Here is a 16,019-nt window from a genome sequence, read left to right as displayed (position 1 = left end):
ATATTATTGTTTGATAAAACGAATAGCACATCCACCGCTTGTTGCCAGTTTGACATGAAGCGTATCAGAAGCCGTTACTATTTTTTCTTCATATTTAAAAGAAGTCGGATTTGTTTTCCATTCTGCATCATCACCGTCAGCATATATTTGAGCAATATACTTTGCCTCTGTCTCCAAAAAACTTAAAGGAATGTCCAACTCTCTTGCATTTTCGTCAGTGATGCAACCTACATACCAATCGCTGGAGTTGCGATCTTTTCGTGCAAATACGGAATAATCACCAATTTCCGCATCTACGACATAAGTTTTATCCCAATCGGTAGGTACATCCTTAATAAAATCAAACGCTTTTATCCCTTTATAATTTTCTGGTAAATCCGAAGCCATCTGTAAAGGGCTGTAGATAACAACAAAGAGTGCTAATTGCTTGCAAAGCGTAGTATTGACACGTGTTCCCGGATATGCCTCGTTAGTAAAATTGAAAGTTCCGAATGTAAAATCCATAGGACCGGCTAATCCTCTGGTAAAAGGAATAACTGTTGTATGTTCCGGAGGATTTCCTCCATCGGGAGACCACGCATTGTGTTCTTGTCCGCGTACACCTTCCTGGGTCATAAGGTTGGGCCAGGTACGTTCAATACCAGTAGGCATAACAGGTTCGTGGTTGTCAATTGCTATTTGATATTTGGCGGCTGTTTCTATTACTTTCCGGTAGTGACGTACGCCATACTGACCGTCATGAGCTTCTTTAAAGTCCATTAAGCGATTTACATATCCTGTTTTTACAACATGTACTCCATATTGTTGATAGAAAGCAAAAGCTTTGTCCAGTTGGTTCTCATAGTTGCGTGTAGCAGCTGCCGTTTCATGATGTCCAATCAGTTCCACACCTTTTTCACGGGCATAATCTGTAATTGCTTTAATATCGAAGTCCGGATAAGGTTTGGTAAAGTCTAAAGAATCACCATGTTTCATCCAGTTTCCTTCCCAGCCGACATTCCATCCTTCAACTAAAACACCGGAGATACCATTCTCTGATGCGAAATCTATATATTTCTTTGTATTGGCAGTAGTTGCGCTATGTTTGGGACCATAATACCATGTTCCTTTGCCCAAATGCATTTCCCACCATATACCCATGTATTTTCCTGGCTTTATCCAGGAAGTATCTTTAATTTTGGAGGGTTCGTTGAGATTCAACATTAAATAGGAGGTAACCAGATCGCCCGGTTTATCACCAATCACGATCGTTCTCCAAGGGGTAACAAATGGAGCTTTGATATATGCTGCTACTCCATTAGACCAAGGTACTAACGAAGCACAGAGGGTGGCAGAATCCTTGACTGTCAGATTCATTTTAGGATAATCAGTCAGATTGGCTTCGTGAATGGTAAGATACTTTCCTTCCGCTGTTTCCATTGTAAGAGGAGTACGTACGGTGTCTAGTTCGTTAATGGGAGAGAAGATTGCTATACACTCATAATACGGATCGGATGCAGGAATCCACCAGCCTTTGTGTGTACCTGACATTCTAAACTCTGTTTCTTCACTCATAATCACTAATGAATCCATGGATTCCTGTTGCGGGAATTCATAACGATACCCAATACCATCATTAAACAGACGGAATATTATATTAAGTTTGCGCTTTCCGTCTGTTTCTTGGAGTAGTACCTTCAATTCATTATAGTGATTGCGTACATACCGGCTCTCTCCCCAAGGTTGTTCCCAAGTCTCGTCTAAAGAGGAACGTTCGGTACCTTTAATCACAAAGTGGTTTAAACTATCCCCATGTTCCAGAATAAATCCCAATTTAGAAGGGAGTATCATAGCGGCGTTTTCTTTGTTTACTGCGTATGATATTGTATTATCATTTTCTGTGACTGTTAGTTGTATTTTACCATCCGGAGATTTTAGTACCAGATTATCAGTCTCGTTACAAGCTGAAAGGAGGCTGGTGATTCCCAGAATATAAAATACTCTCCTTAATACAGTTAATCGATTCATCTTCTTTCCTTTTTTATGTTTTTGCTTATTTAGGGATATTCAGTAAATGTTCCTCTTTCTAAAAAATCAAGAGAAAAGCTTTGCTTTACGTGAGCTTTTCTCTTGATTTTTTCGTTCAACTCTCCCAATCTTCTATCTTTTTTGTACAATATTGTTTACATATTCTTGTTTTTTCCTTCCCACCCTTGCATTATGTACATGTCTTTTTTAGGGGAAGTTAAAACCTCTCCTGTTTTTCCTGTTATTTTAGTCAGATTATGCTGCCTTTCTTTTTTTCTTTTCGACCTTTTCTATCATACATACCGCATTGGCTGTATGTATCCCAAAGAAAATCCAAAGTACTTCCGTTTTCCTGTTTCTAGCTTTTATCCTGGCCAGTGAGTAATGTTGTTTCTGCGTTCCAAAACTTCCTTCCAGGCGGGTAGCTCTTTCACGGCTGAGTTCCGACCGTAAGATTTTCCGAAGCGGCTCATCTTTGGCAGCTCTGCCCTTACGCTTAAAGGAAGTACTTATATGATATTTTGTACAAAATTTCCGGTTGGCATTATTGGCATAGATTGAATCCGCCGCAAGCGCCTTAACCCTGACCCCGGTCAGTTGTTGTTGCAGATGAATACAGTCTTTCAAACGTACTCCTTCGTTAAAAGCCTTAAAGGAGATATGTTCTATAAAGGAGATTCCGTCTATCTGTATATTGTTGACTTTGGCTCCGAATTCAACGGATTTGGTTTCCTTGCCTCTGATAATGGGACGAAGGTAATGCCGGTCGATACTCACGATACGGTTGGACACTTTTTTGCCTGCAAATAAATTTTTCCCTTGCTCAAGGACTGTCTGTATGACCGAGAAACGTCTTTGGTAATCAGAGGATAGTGTAAGCCTGTTCCTGTAGGATGAATGAAGCTGCTCCAGCTGGTCAAGTAACTTTTCCAATAACTGAAGTAACCTTCGTGTAATCATACGAGTCTGTGATTTCTTGCGTTTACGCAGTTTGCTATAAGCAAGATAGGCACGGCGTACATCAAGATACTTGTTACGGGGACGTTGTATGTGCAAGGTCTGGCAATGTTTGCACAGATGACGATGAAGCCATACAATACCTTCCCATAAGAGTTTGGTATCAGTAGGAAAGCGCAGATGACTTTCATAACAGGTGGCATCGGTCATACAGACATGAAGGTTCTCAAGATAAGGTTTCCAATGCTCGGCAAGAATGAGCTGGAGGGACTCAATATCAAGGCGATCCGCTAGTTCCTGACGAATTGCACTGACGATTTTAGGATTGGTCAGTGGATGAAGCGGATCAATCTGAATACCACAAAATAACTGGTAATGAATATTACCGTTTAAATGCTCAATCAGTTGTGCATCGGAAAAGTTGGTATAGGACTTCAAGACCATCAAGGCTATTTTACCTTCGGGAGAAAAATAACTTTTACGCCCCAAAGGAGAGGACTTCAAATGCATTTGTCGGGCCAGTTCCGAGAAAGGGAACAGAGAATGGAGTCGACCTAATTCACTCGTTGCAAAACTTTGACGATATTTTTTAAGCATATCGAACTCGGTAAAACCTAAACAAGGTTCGATTTCTGAGATTTTTTGTATCTTTACCATGTGTTTTTATTTTTAATTCCCCCCGTTTTGGCCGTCAAACCGTTTTTGGGGGGGAATGCTTAAAGATACAAAAAAGGCAACTAACTCGCAATGAATTAGTTGCCTTAAATTTTATTATTTTAGGAATATCCCTTTTTAATCTTCATTATTATTTTATTGACGCCTCATATAAAATGGCTGTCCATCTATTCTATCTCTAAAATCCTGCCAATTATTATACCATGTTCCACTAAATGTCCTGCCGGTAGCTTCTGCACCCCAAATATAGGCATAAGTGCGGTCACCGTAGAAAAATAATTCCATTGAATTATATCCTCCATCAATCCATCTCCACTCAAAAACCAGATAATTTGGATCACCAGCAGAACCAATCGTTCCTTGATTTCTCGCATTAAATGTCATGAGCGTACCTCTTCCCCAGGTATATGCCCCGAAATCAATTTCTTCATTAGTATACCACTCGCCAGGCAGATTAAATTCTGTCTCTTCTTCACTCTCACACGAAGTAAAGCCAACCAATAAAGTCAGCATCATCAAGATACCTGCATATCTCTTTATCATTTTCATAATTCTCTAGTTTATTGCGTTTATTAATACAAAATTAGCATTTTATATTTACTATACATCACAAGCCACAAGTTTTTTGTACCTTTGCAAAGATAATATTAAATTTTCCACATGAAACTTCTTTGGCTTGATTTAAATAGTTCGTACGCTCATTCTTCGCTGGCATTGCCAGCCTTACATGCCCAGATAGCAAATAATACAGACATTGAATGGTGTACGGTCTCCGCCACTATCAATGAAAATACCGGTAGTGTCGTCAATCAAATCTACCGCCATCAACCGGATATCATTGCAGCTACCAACTGGCTATTTAATCACGAGCAACTCCTGCACATCGTTTCACGCGCAAAAGCGTTACTACCTCACTGCTGTGTTATACTCGGAGGTCCCGAGTTTTTAGGAGATAATGAAGCTTTCTTATATAAGAACAAATTTGTAAGCGGAGTGTTTCGCGGAGAAGGCGAAGAAGTATTTCCTTTATGGTTAAAAGTGTGGAATCAGCCAAGAAAAGAATGGAAATCAATCACAGGACTCTGCTATCTGGATGAATCGGAAGCATACCATGACAACGGGCTCGCCCGTGTCATGAACTTTTCCGAATTAGTCCCTCCTGAAGAGAGCCGTTTCTTCAATTGGAGCAAACCCTTTGTGCAATTAGAAACTACCCGCGGATGTTTTAACACCTGTGCCTTTTGTGTCAGTGGAGGTGAAAAACCGGTTCGCACCCTATCTCTTGAAGCAACCCGGAAACGTCTTGACGTGATACACCAACACGGAATCAAGAATGTACGGGTACTGGACCGCACTTTCAATTACAACAACAAACGGGCAAAAGAATTACTAAATCTATTCCGCGAATACCCGGATATCTGTTTTCATCTGGAAATTCATCCTGCACTCCTTTCCGATGAACTCAAACAGGAATTAGCCACCCTTCCTAAAAGACTGCTACACCTGGAAGCCGGAATCCAAAGCCTTCGGGAAAACGTGCTTGAACAAAGCCGGAGAATAGGCAAACTCTCCGATGCTTTGGCCGGACTCAAGTATCTATGTTCCCTTGAAAACATGGAAACCCATGCCGACTTAATAGCAGGGCTCCCACTCTACCATCTATCAGAAATTTTCGATGATGTCCGTACTTTAGCAGAGTATGGCGCAGGAGAAATTCAACTGGAATCCCTCAAATTACTTCCGGGCACCGAAATGAAAAGAAGAGCGGACGAATTAGGCATACAGTACTCTCCACTCCCTCCATACGAAGTTCTTCAAACTCGTGAAATCACCGTAGATGAATTACAGACAGCACATTATCTGTCCCGCCTGTTAGACGGTTTCTACAATACCCCAACTTGGCGAAGCATCACACGGATACTCATTCTCGAAAACCCTCATTTTATACATGAGTTACTCGATCATTTAGTTCAAACAGATGTGATTGACACCCCTCTTAGCCTGGAAAAAAGAGGATTAATCCTCTATGACTTCTGCAAGAATCATTATCCCGACTACCTGACACAAGTCAGCATTGCATGGATAGAAGCGGGTATGTCATTAAAAAAAGCTCCGGCAGAAAAAGTAAGAACCAAAAGACAGCTACCACCTGAAAGCTGGGAAATAGAATACGGAGCATATCGCGAGAATCTACGATTATGTTTCCTTCCCACCGATGAAGAAGGACATGGTTACTGGTTTGGTTTTGAGTCGGAGATTCAGAAGATACAACCGGTTTTCAAGGCTAAAAAACTATCATAAATAAAAGAAAAGTATTCTCATATTATGTGAAATTATTATTAGTCGCTAATCGTTTAGAGCAGCATTTCCTGTTTTCCACCGTCCATACAATAAACTTTACTAGCACAGTGTATGGACATTCGAAAATATCAATTCAATATTTTTTGCCTATTATTGTTCCCCTTATCCGCAACAGGACAAGAATGGAACAAACAGGATTCATTGAGACTTCAGCAAATGCTGGAATCCGATCAGGAGATCAAGATAAATAGAAAGTTTATCGAAAAAGTAGAGCAAAACATGTACTCTCGAAAACCATTTGTAGATTTTGATCCCACACTACCGACTTTAAAATCTTCCATGATTTTTTCGAAACCTTCCATTCGCACTTATCAGACATTCCTAAAACCGGGTTCCACCTTTTTACCCACTTACTCCTGGTTAAGAATAAACAAGAATCTTGTGCTGCACAGTAAAAGTAATTTTGCAGAAAATTCCAGTTGCTTTCATATCCAAAGCCAAATAGAATATAATTTATCTCCCAAATGGTCTCTCAACATATATGGCGTACAAAACCTTGATACCCGAAAACACCGGGGCCTCCCTTCCGAAGTGGAACCCACCCAATTGGGTAGTAATGTTGTTCTCAAAATAAATAAAAACTGGAAAATAAAAACAGGGGTACAATACCAATACAATGTCCTCCGCAAAAGATGGGAATGGATACCTCAAATTAGTGTTTCATACGAATGGTAACCCGTGCCGACAATCAGGAATCGAAAAGTTTTAGAAAACAAGAAAGCATATTTTCCATTTATTCTCGTACCTTTGTCATACGATTAAATATGCTATCATAATGAAGAACTTTATCAAGGGATTCCGGTTTACCCCCTCTAATTATCCGGCAGAAGTAGAAGCAAAAATACAGAAATACAGAAAGCAAGGTTATAAACTTCCACCGCGCAAAGTACTCCGTACTCCCGAGCAACTGGAAGGTATCCGGGAAAGTGCCAAGATCAATACTGCACTGCTGGACTATATTTCAGAGAATATCCGGGAAGGCATGTCCACCGAAGAAATTGATGTGCTAGTGTATGATTTCACCACCAGTCACGGTGCCATCCCTGCCCCACTCAACTACGAAGGATTTCCCAAAAGTGTTTGCACCAGCATCAACGATGTAGTGTGTCACGGAATACCCAATAAAAATGAGATTCTGAAAAGCGGAGATATTATCAATGTAGATGTTTCCACCATTTACAAAGGATATTTTTCCGATGCATCCCGTATGTTTATGATTGGAGACGTCAACCTTGATATGCAAAAGTTAGTACAGGTAACCAAAGAATGTATGGAAATAGGAATTGCTGCCGCACAACCCTGGAAACAGCTGGGTGATGTAGGCGCCGCCATCCAGGAACATGCAGAAAAGAACGGATTCAGCGTAGTCCGTGATCTCTGCGGACATGGCGTAGGGATGCAATTCCATGAGGAACCGGACGTAGAACATTTCGGACGCCGGGGCACAGGCATGATGATCGTGCCGGGCATGACCTTCACCATCGAACCCATGATTAATATGGGAACCTACGAAGTGTTTGTAGACGATGCCGACGGATGGACCGTCTGCACCGACGATGGACTGCCTTCCGCCCAATGGGAAAATATGATTCTGATTACTGAAACCGGAAACGAAATTCTGACATATTAATGGAACTGATTCTACTTATTGTTATTGCCGTGTTAATGATAGTCCTACTTGTATTATCACTAACCAAAGGCAACAATCAAACTCAAGCAGAACAATTACAAATAGCCTTGCGTCAGCAAATGCAGGAAAACCGGGAAGAACTGAACCGCAGCATCCGGGAACTTCGCATGGAAATGACGCAAACGCTGAACCAGAATATGCAACAGCTCCAAGATGTTCTGCACAAGAATATGATGACTACCGGAGAACTGCAACGACAGAAATTCGACATGATGGCCCGCCAGCAGGAAGCATTACTGAAATCCACCGAGAAACGACTGGATGACATGCGCCTGATGGTGGAAGAAAAGCTCCAGAAAACCCTGAATGAACGTATCGGTCAATCATTCGAAATCGTCCGTTCGCAACTTGAGAACGTGCAAAAAGGACTGGGAGAAATGAAATCTCTTGCTCAAGATGTCGGCGGACTAAAAAAGGTATTGAGCAACGTAAAGATGAGAGGAACGTTCGGCGAAGTCCAACTGGGTGCACTCTTAGAACAAATGATGAGCCCCGAACAGTACGACGCCAATGTCAAAACCAAAAAGAGCGGAACCGAATTTGTAGAATTTGCCATCAAACTTCCGGGAAAAGATGACGCCAACAGCACCGTCTACCTCCCCATCGACGCCAAATTTCCGAAAGATGTATACGAACAATATTACGATGCATTCGAAGCGGGAGACGCAGCATTGATGGAATCGTCCGGCAAACAATTGGAAAATACAATCAAAAAGATGGCAAAAGACATCCATGATAAGTATGTGGACCCGCCTTTTACCACAGATTTTGCCATCATGTTCCTCCCGTTTGAAAGCATATATGCCGAAGTAATCCGACGCACCAGTCTCATCGAAACACTCCAAAAGGAGTATAAGATTGTAGTTACAGGTCCGACAACATTAGGCGCCATCCTCAACAGTCTCCAGATGGGATTCCGCACACTTGCTATCCAAAAACGTACCGGAGAAGTCTGGACCGTATTGGGAGCTGTCAAAACAGAATTCAGTAAATTCGGAGGGTTACTTGAAAAAGTACAAAAGAACTTGCAAAGCGCCGGTGACCAACTCGAAGAAGTCATGGGAAAACGAACACGTGCCATCGAACGCAAACTGCGGCAAGTGGAACAGTTGCCACACGAAGAAAGCCAAAAGATTCTACCTATTGACGTAGAAGACGATTTGACAGATTACTAACTGATATTATTTAGGCACGGATTACACGATAAACACGGAAAGAAAATAAACTTATCCGTGCAATTCGTATAATCCGTGCCTAAAAAAATTAGAGAAAGTGTTTCGACACACCTCCACACTAAACAGAAAATGCTCTACAACATTTCCATATCACGTCAATCCGCATAACTCCGCAAAGCCAAATTCTTCACCCAAAGAACGAAGATACCCGTCAGAATCAGATTCAATACCAGAGTAAGCACTGAAATAACCAATGCCGGGCCACCCAAGTTATATCCCAATGCAATGAAAATGATTCCGGCCCCTACCTCACCACGGGTAAACATACCGATGGAAAGAGCCAGTCGCTCACTTAATTTCCGGTCACGATAAAAGAACATCGGACAAAGCTTTCCTATATTCGACAATAAAGAGACAATCACCACATGAAACATAATCATTCCCCACGACATCATCTCCTGCGAACCAGTCACGGAATAAGAACCAGCATGAGTCTCCGCAAAGTTCACTCCGATAAAATGCGGCATACTCATTCCCACCAGGAACATGAAGAAAAATGAAATCCCGGTAGACACCTTTCGTTCCACAGGTGTGTCATGTTCCTTATGTTTCATAATCATACCCAGAACAAATGCCGGCAACAGGACTTCAATATGAATACTTCCCTCGTCCCCATACAATTCTTTACTCCCCAGATACAGTATTTGAGTAGCCAGAAATATAATCATTGAATAAAAGAGGATAGCCTTCCAGTCCTGACGCCAATCATACTTATTCAATCTTTGCCAGCCGATCGACAATAACAAGAACACAATCACCACCACAATAATCAACTGCCAGCGCAGCCCAATCATCATAATCTGAAGAGGAATCATTAAAAGAATCGTATCCAAGTCATCGAAAATTGCCAATACCTGTATTTTCTTATAAATCCAACTGGACTTCAGTCCGATAGCCGCCAACATCGTAAACAGAATACCGGCTGATGTAGGTGCAGCAAAACGGCTTAACAATAAATTCTCCTTCCATGCTTCCCAACTATTCCAAAAATCGGGAGGAAGCAATACAAACACATAATAAATAGCAATCATAAACCATGGTAAAGCAGCCGTAGCCATGGCTATAAAATAATCTTGAGCGTAACTTTTCCACCGTGTTTTATCAAGGACGAACTCACGGCCTACATTAATCATTATAAAACTAAGACATACATAGAGTAGTACATTCGATATGGATTTAACAGCTCCATACCCATCTCCTGCCATCATCGGCAGGAATTGCGAAACCACGAGCCCCAACATCAGGAAGCCCGAAAAAGACAGAACTTTTCTCATATTTATAGTTGTTTGTTGCTAAAAAGTAATTGCCAAGGAAAGCTCTGCAGACAGAAGGCAATCACCTGGTGTATTAAAAACTAACCGCAAGTCAATTTGTTCAGAACAGATCTCTGAAAAATTGCTTGCGGCAGTATTTTTAATCCAGCTTCAGTACGGCGAGGAAGGCTTTTTGCGGCACTTCCACGTTACCGATTTGTTTCATTCGTTTTTTACCTTTTTTCTGCTTTTCAAGCAGTTTACGTTTACGGCTCACGTCACCACCATAACACTTCGCTGTCACATCCTTACGAACAGCCTTAATCGTTTCACGGGAAATAATCTTAGCCCCGATAGCTGCCTGAATGGCAATATCAAACTGCTGCCGCGGAATAAGCTCTTTCAGTTTCTCACACATCCGGCGTCCCATATCGTAAGCATTGTCAATATGTGTCAAAGTAGAAAGTGCATCCACAGGCTCACCGTTCAACAAAATATCCAGCTTCACCAGCTTCGAAGTACGGAAACCATTCGGATGATAATCAAACGACGCATACCCTTTAGAAATACTCTTCAACTTATCATAAAAGTCAATCACAATTTCTCCCAAAGGCATATTGTAATAGATTTCCACCCGGTTACCGGAGATATATTCCTGTTTAATCAATTCACCACGCTTACCCAGACAAAGCGTCATAATAGGACCGATATAATCAGTCGTTGTAATAATAGATGCTTTGATATACGGTTCCTCGATATGGTCAATCATCGTCGGGTCAGGCATACCACCGGGGTTGTGCACCTCCTTCATATTGCCCTGCTTATCATATATATGGTAGGACACGTTCGGTACCGTAGTAATCACATTCATGTCAAACTCACGGTCCAGACGCTCCTGCACAATCTCCATGTGGAGCAATCCGAGGAAACCACAACGGAAACCAAAACCCAAAGCCAATGAAGACTCCGGTTGGAAAGTCAACGACGCATCATTCAGCTGCAACTTTTCCAAAGACGCGCGAAGATCTTCAAAATCTTCCGCCTCAATCGGGTACACTCCGGCAAACACCATCGGCTTCACCTCCTCAAACCCGGCAATAGCCTTGTCACACGGACGGGCAATATGTGTAATGGTATCTCCCACCTTCACCTCTTTGGAAGTTTTGATACCGGAAATTATATATCCTACATCCCCCGTACGAAGTTCGTTACGAGGCACCATATCCATTTTCAACACCCCTATTTCATCGGCATCATACTCTTTTCCCGTATTGAAAAACTTCACCTTGTCGCCCTTGCGAATCGTGCCGTTTTCAATCTTGAAATAAGCTATAATTCCACGGAAAGAGTTGAATACAGAGTCGAAAATCAAAGCCTGCAACGGCGCCTCTTCATTCCCTTCGGGATGAGGAATACGTTCAATCACAGCAGCCAGTATCTCTTCCACTCCCATACCCGTTTTACCGGATGCACGAATTACCTCCTCGCGCTTGCAACCCAACAGTTCAACGATTTCGTCCTCCACTTCTTCGGGATTGGCGCTCGCCATATCGCATTTATTGATAACCGGAATAATCTCAAGGTCGTGTTCAATGGCCATATACAGATTCGAGATCGTCTGCGCCTGCACTCCCTGCGAAGCATCGACAATCAGCAATGCCCCTTCACATGCAGCGATAGAACGTGACACCTCATACGAAAAGTCCACGTGTCCCGGAGTATCAATCAGGTTAAGGACATACTTCTCCCCCTGATAAGTATATTCCATCTGGATCGCATGGCTCTTGATAGTGATCCCTCTTTCTTTTTCCAGATCCATATTATCAAGCATCTGCCCTGAAGTCACCTGAATGGTGTTAGTAAACTCCAACAGACGGTCGGCCAACGTTGACTTACCGTGGTCAATATGAGCAATAATGCAAAAGTTGCGAATATTCTTCATTCTGAATTCTTATTATTTTATCTTTTTGGTGTGCAAAGATACGTAAATGGCGGAATAAAAAAAATGCGTTGATAACATTATGATCATGTACCAACGCATTTTTTTATTGCTTAAGTGAGTTACTCGCTTAGATCAATTTGATGAAGAGTTCACCTTCAACTTCTTCCACAGAGACTTTGTCTTCTCTCAATAACCAGCCAAGGCCGAGGAACAGATCTTTGTCAACCAATTTAGTTGCTTTTTTAAGCTGCTTGGCAGTCATTCCTTCTGTTTCGTTCAGTGCATTCCAGATAGTACCTGCAATTACACCAGCTTTTTCTTTCAACATTTGCTTTGCAATTTTAGTTAGACATGCTTAAAATCATCCGGTCAAAAAGACTTTCAGATTTTATTTCGGGGACAAAGATAGTTATTTTTATGTTATATAACACTTTATTGAGCACTTTTTTATCGTTTTTGTAATAAAAAAGCATTTTTTCTTTCATTTAGGATGCTTTTCGAGATATTCAGACCAAATTCTTGCCGCTTCTTCCACCATTTTAGCGCAAGGACGCTTGCTATAATATTGAGCAGTACGCTCTTCCGGAATCGTTGAAACGGGATCTTTTTTCTTTAATCCCAACAATTCGCCACAAATCAGCGAGCCGTTACGCTTCTTAAATTCAGCCGCCAGTTCTTGCACCACCGCATAATTGGCAGCTTTTCCTTCCCGGTCTGTCGCTTCCGTAGCGCCGGTTTCCAAGCCCGCCACCAAAAACATGCCGCAGGCAGCTCCACACGTTTCACGCATTCGTCCTATCCCCCCGCCAAAGGAAGCACCCATACGCAACGCCTGTTCCTGTGTAAATCCATACATATCCGCAAAGGCCGCTACTACCGACTGTGAGCAGTTGTATCCGCTCTTAAAAAGCTCCACTGCTTTCTGTATTCTATCTTCCATAAACTATTTTGCATTTTTATTTCGCACAAAAATATAAAAAAGTATCTTTGCATCAGATAGGGCGTAAAGATTAAAATCAAAAAAAAGAAAATATGAACAAAACTATTTCATATAAAGAATCGACAGCCATTGCCATCCAAGCTATGATAAGCGCAGCCAGAAAGGATGAATATGCTGACAGGAAAAGAAAAAGTGGTTTTCCCCAAAACAGAAAGAAACGTGATGTCACTCTCAAAGATGTACGTGAATGGAACAAGAGAAGAAATTATAAAGAGGATGCAGGAATTGCCGTCAATGCAATGATGGCGTCAGCTATCAACGACCCCTATGTGGACCTGAATCCACCCTCCAAATTCTAAGAGATAAAACAATGGCTACAACATTCGATATTCAACTCCCTCATTACTCGCGTGGATTTCATTTAATCACGCGTGATATCATTTCACAACTACCAGCACTTCCCGAAAGTGGCCTGCTGGTAGTCTTTATCAAACACACCTCTGCCGGACTAACTATCAACGAAAATGCAGACCCGGACGTACGGCATGACTTCCAGACATTCTTTAATAAACTGGTTCCCGACGGTGCCCCCTATTTCATCCATACCCTCGAAGGCCCCGACGATATGAGCGCCCATATAAAAGCCTCCCTGATAGGAAGCTCGGTCACTATCCCCATCAAGAATCACCGCCTGAACCTGGGAACATGGCAAGGTGTCTACCTCTGCGAATTTCGCGACGGAGGAGACACCCGTAAATTGAGTATTACTATCCTATAATATTTCCAACGCCATCGGACAATGATCGGAATGTACGGCCTCATTCAGGATATACGCACGTTTCAACAGCGGGCGTACCGGCTCACTAACCATGCAATAGTCAATTCTCCAACCCTTATTTTTGGCACGCGAATTAAAACGATAGCTCCACCAGGTATATTCCTGTTTTTCGGGACAAAGCGTACGGAAAGAATCCACATACCCCGCAGACAGGAAACGTGTCATCCACTCCCGTTCTTCAGGAAGGAAACCACTGTTTGTTGCATTCCGGACAGGATCATGAATGTCGATCGGCTCATGGCAGATATTATAATCACCACAAAGAATCAAATTGGGACGGGACTTCTGCAACTCCATCACATACTTTTGAAAATCTTCCAGCCACACCATTTTAAAAGCCTGGCGTTCGTCCCCGCTCGTTCCCGAAGGGTGATAAACACTGACTACCGATAAGTCTCCGAAATCCGCCCGGATAAAACGTCCTTCATTATCATAAGCCTCCATTCCCATCCCATATTCCACATGGTCCGGTTCCTGCTTGGTAAGTATGGCCACTCCACTGTATCCTTTCTTCTGCGCCGAATACAAATAAGACTTGTAACCCAACGCTTCAAACACCTCTCCCGGATACTGGTCCGGTTGCAGTTTCGTCTCTTGCAGACAAAGAATATCAGGATTCTCCTGCGCCAGCCATTCCGGCAAACCTTTAGATACGGCGGCACGTAGTCCGTTCACATTATAAGTAATAATCTTCATCGATCTATATGTATTGATTTATATTCATTTTATGAAAACAAAAGCATGATATTCAGTACCGAAACAATAATGGCAATCGAATACAACACAAACGTGCTCCAACGACTATTGACATAATCTCCCATCACCTTTCGGGAAGACGTCAGTCCCACCTGCAAAAATACCGTGAAAGGTAATTGAATACTAAGTATCATCTGCGAAATAATCAATCCTTTGAAAGGATCTCCAATAAAGAAAATCAGCAATAAGGCAATTCCCAGAGATAAAAGGACTCCTACCTGCGAATGGCTGTCTTTGATATGATACGATTCACCGAAAATACCCGCAAAGATGGAACCTGCCGCCATTCCGCTCGTAATGGTGGATGAAATACCCGCCATCAGCAATGCCAGTGCAAATACGATGGCAGCATTACTTCCCAACAAAGGTTCGAGCAATGACTTAGCCTGTTGCAGTTCCTCTACCTGAATACCGCTTTTAAAGAAAGTAGCGGCAGCCAGAAGAATCATGGCACTGTTAATCGCCCAGCCGACAATCATAGAGAAAAGAGTATCAAACAACTCATATTTCAAAACCTTCTTAATAGAAGCATCATCTTTCTTATTATATTCGTGACTCTGTATCACCTCCGAATGAAGAAACAGATTATGAGGCATCACTACCGCTCCCAACACACTCATGATAATCAGCATACTTCCTTTCGGAAAAGAAGGAGTCACCCACCCTACTGTTGCAGCCGGCCAGTCTATTTCCACCAGAAACAGTTCGTAGATAAACGAAAGCCCGATAACGGAGACAAATGCAATGATGGAACGCTCTATCTTTTTATACGAATTAGTGAAAAGCATGATAGAGACAAAAAGCGTAGTCAACACAGCTCCCCATATAATAGGAATATCAAAGAGCATTTCCAACGCAATGGCACCTCCCAGAATTTCCGCTAAAGAAGTAGAAATCGACGCCAATACCGCCGTACCAAGAATAGGTCGCGACACCCATTTGGGAGTGTATTTAGTGGCCGCCTCCGAAAGGCAAAGTCCGGTAACAATCCCCAGGTGGGCAACGTTGTGCTGAAGCACAATCAGCATAATAGTAGACAATGTAACCACCCAAAGTAAGGAATAGCCAAATTCGGAACCGGCGGCGAAGTTAGAAGCCCAGTTTCCCGGATCAATAAATCCTACCGTAACCAGAAGCCCCGGACCAATATATTTAAAAACATCCAGTCCACCCAGATAGCGTTTATGATCTTTGCGTTTTAAGTCTTGAAAAATATTCTTCATTTTTGCATAATAGTTTTAACCTTACAAATATACTTATAAATAACGAGTGAAGGTCAATTTTAGTTCAAAATACCGACAAGTAAGTAAACAACACCCGGATCCCCCCCTATGGATTCCCACAAAAAAAAGACCCTCGACAAAA

15 protein-coding genes are annotated in these 16,019 nt (G+C 42.1%); 6 read left to right on the top strand and 9 right to left on the bottom strand.

The window, feature by feature from the left end; translation table 11 throughout:
* Positions 1–3: 3 nt before the first annotated feature.
* The 3 genes from KSX81_RS21950 to KSX81_RS21940 all read right to left on the bottom strand — a co-directional run bounded on the left by KSX81_RS21950 (position 4) and on the right by KSX81_RS21940 (position 4,188).
* On the bottom strand, positions 4–2,007 hold the full coding sequence (locus KSX81_RS21950) for a glycoside hydrolase family 97 protein (protein ID WP_217725846.1): 2,004 nt from the start codon (positions 2,005–2,007) through the stop codon (positions 4–6).
* A 255-nt stretch (positions 2,008–2,262) separates the two neighbouring features.
* A complete protein-coding gene (locus KSX81_RS21945) occupies positions 2,263–3,621 on the bottom strand; it encodes a transposase (protein WP_217726205.1) in 1,359 nt (452 codons plus the stop codon).
* A 153-nt stretch (positions 3,622–3,774) separates the two neighbouring features.
* A complete protein-coding gene (locus KSX81_RS21940; RefSeq protein WP_004295611.1) occupies positions 3,775–4,188 on the bottom strand; it encodes a hypothetical protein in 414 nt (137 codons plus the stop codon).
* 111 nt (positions 4,189–4,299) lie between these two features.
* Between KSX81_RS21940 and KSX81_RS21935 the strand changes: the two genes are divergently transcribed.
* The 4 genes from KSX81_RS21935 to KSX81_RS21920 all read left to right on the top strand — a co-directional run bounded on the left by KSX81_RS21935 (position 4,300) and on the right by KSX81_RS21920 (position 8,865).
* A complete protein-coding gene (locus KSX81_RS21935) occupies positions 4,300–5,940 on the top strand; it encodes a B12-binding domain-containing radical SAM protein (protein ID WP_004309211.1) in 1,641 nt (546 codons plus the stop codon).
* Positions 5,941–6,051: 111 nt separating this feature from the next.
* On the top strand, positions 6,052–6,675 hold the full coding sequence (locus KSX81_RS21930; RefSeq protein WP_004309212.1) for a DUF4858 domain-containing protein: 624 nt from the start codon (positions 6,052–6,054) through the stop codon (positions 6,673–6,675).
* Positions 6,676–6,775: 100 nt separating this feature from the next.
* Complete coding sequence (gene map, locus KSX81_RS21925; RefSeq protein WP_004309213.1) at positions 6,776–7,630, top strand: type I methionyl aminopeptidase; 855 nt, start codon at positions 6,776–6,778, stop codon at positions 7,628–7,630.
* A complete protein-coding gene (locus tag KSX81_RS21920; protein WP_004303563.1) occupies positions 7,630–8,865 on the top strand; it encodes a DNA recombination protein RmuC in 1,236 nt (411 codons plus the stop codon). Before map ends, KSX81_RS21920 begins: the two co-directional genes overlap by 1 nt.
* 155 nt (positions 8,866–9,020) lie before the next feature.
* Here KSX81_RS21920 and KSX81_RS21915 read toward each other — a convergent pair whose 3' ends face one another.
* From KSX81_RS21915 to KSX81_RS21900, 4 genes are all read right to left on the bottom strand, one after another.
* Positions 9,021–10,199 (bottom strand): hypothetical protein, encoded by a 1,179-nt coding sequence (locus KSX81_RS21915; protein ID WP_004309214.1) that lies wholly within the window; start codon positions 10,197–10,199, stop codon positions 9,021–9,023.
* A 139-nt stretch (positions 10,200–10,338) separates the two neighbouring features.
* On the bottom strand, positions 10,339–12,120 hold the full coding sequence (gene lepA, locus KSX81_RS21910) for a translation elongation factor 4 (protein ID WP_004325757.1): 1,782 nt from the start codon (positions 12,118–12,120) through the stop codon (positions 10,339–10,341).
* Between the two features lie 127 nt (positions 12,121–12,247).
* Complete coding sequence (locus KSX81_RS21905; protein ID WP_004295603.1) at positions 12,248–12,448, bottom strand: winged helix-turn-helix domain-containing protein; 201 nt, start codon at positions 12,446–12,448, stop codon at positions 12,248–12,250.
* A gap of 153 nt (positions 12,449–12,601) precedes the next feature.
* A complete protein-coding gene (locus KSX81_RS21900) occupies positions 12,602–13,060 on the bottom strand; it encodes a C-GCAxxG-C-C family protein (RefSeq protein WP_004295601.1) in 459 nt (152 codons plus the stop codon).
* Positions 13,061–13,152: 92 nt separating this feature from the next.
* Between KSX81_RS21900 and KSX81_RS21895 the strand changes: the two genes are divergently transcribed.
* Together KSX81_RS21895 and KSX81_RS21890 are read left to right on the top strand one after the other, a co-directional pair.
* On the top strand, positions 13,153–13,419 hold the full coding sequence (locus tag KSX81_RS21895) for a hypothetical protein (protein WP_004295600.1): 267 nt from the start codon (positions 13,153–13,155) through the stop codon (positions 13,417–13,419).
* 11 nt (positions 13,420–13,430) lie between these two features.
* Positions 13,431–13,838, top strand: a complete 408-nt coding sequence (locus tag KSX81_RS21890) for a secondary thiamine-phosphate synthase enzyme YjbQ (protein ID WP_004309216.1) — start codon at positions 13,431–13,433, stop codon at positions 13,836–13,838.
* Here the strand turns inward: KSX81_RS21890 and KSX81_RS21885 are convergent.
* Positions 13,833–14,594, bottom strand: coding sequence for an exodeoxyribonuclease III (locus KSX81_RS21885; RefSeq protein ID WP_004303567.1), 762 nt, complete (start codon positions 14,592–14,594; stop codon positions 13,833–13,835). The genes KSX81_RS21890 and KSX81_RS21885 overlap by 6 nt on opposite strands.
* Positions 14,595–14,623: 29 nt before the next feature.
* Positions 14,624–15,877, bottom strand: a complete 1,254-nt coding sequence (locus KSX81_RS21880) for an Nramp family divalent metal transporter (RefSeq protein WP_128857799.1) — start codon at positions 15,875–15,877, stop codon at positions 14,624–14,626.
* Between the last annotated feature and the right edge of the window lie 142 nt (positions 15,878–16,019).

Source organism: Bacteroides sp. MSK.18.37 (assembly GCF_019129155.2).
Classification (GTDB): domain Bacteria; phylum Bacteroidota; class Bacteroidia; order Bacteroidales; family Bacteroidaceae; genus Bacteroides; species Bacteroides ovatus.
This window is presented reverse-complemented; position numbering and strand designations above follow the sequence as displayed.

Bases quoted from the DNA above. Each gene is read 5' to 3' on its own strand.
- KSX81_RS21950 (WP_217725846.1), bottom strand. From the start codon at position 2,007: ATGAATCGATTAACTGTATTAAGGAGAGTATTTTATATTCTGGGAATC.
- KSX81_RS21945 (WP_217726205.1), bottom strand. From the start codon at position 3,621: ATGGTAAAGATACAAAAAATCTCAGAAATCGAACCTTGTTTAGGTTTT.
- KSX81_RS21940 (WP_004295611.1), bottom strand. From the start codon at position 4,188: ATGAAAATGATAAAGAGATATGCAGGTATCTTGATGATGCTGACTTTA.
- KSX81_RS21935 (WP_004309211.1), top strand. From the start codon at position 4,300: ATGAAACTTCTTTGGCTTGATTTAAATAGTTCGTACGCTCATTCTTCG.
- KSX81_RS21930 (WP_004309212.1), top strand. From the start codon at position 6,052: ATGGACATTCGAAAATATCAATTCAATATTTTTTGCCTATTATTGTTC.
- map (WP_004309213.1), top strand. From the start codon at position 6,776: ATGAAGAACTTTATCAAGGGATTCCGGTTTACCCCCTCTAATTATCCG.
- KSX81_RS21920 (WP_004303563.1), top strand. From the start codon at position 7,630: ATGGAACTGATTCTACTTATTGTTATTGCCGTGTTAATGATAGTCCTA.
- KSX81_RS21915 (WP_004309214.1), bottom strand. From the start codon at position 10,199: ATGAGAAAAGTTCTGTCTTTTTCGGGCTTCCTGATGTTGGGGCTCGTG.
- lepA (WP_004325757.1), bottom strand. From the start codon at position 12,120: ATGAAGAATATTCGCAACTTTTGCATTATTGCTCATATTGACCACGGT.
- KSX81_RS21905 (WP_004295603.1), bottom strand. From the start codon at position 12,448: ATGTTGAAAGAAAAAGCTGGTGTAATTGCAGGTACTATCTGGAATGCA.
- KSX81_RS21900 (WP_004295601.1), bottom strand. From the start codon at position 13,060: ATGGAAGATAGAATACAGAAAGCAGTGGAGCTTTTTAAGAGCGGATAC.
- KSX81_RS21895 (WP_004295600.1), top strand. From the start codon at position 13,153: ATGAACAAAACTATTTCATATAAAGAATCGACAGCCATTGCCATCCAA.
- KSX81_RS21890 (WP_004309216.1), top strand. From the start codon at position 13,431: ATGGCTACAACATTCGATATTCAACTCCCTCATTACTCGCGTGGATTT.
- KSX81_RS21885 (WP_004303567.1), bottom strand. From the start codon at position 14,594: ATGAAGATTATTACTTATAATGTGAACGGACTACGTGCCGCCGTATCT.
- KSX81_RS21880 (WP_128857799.1), bottom strand. From the start codon at position 15,877: ATGAAGAATATTTTTCAAGACTTAAAACGCAAAGATCATAAACGCTAT.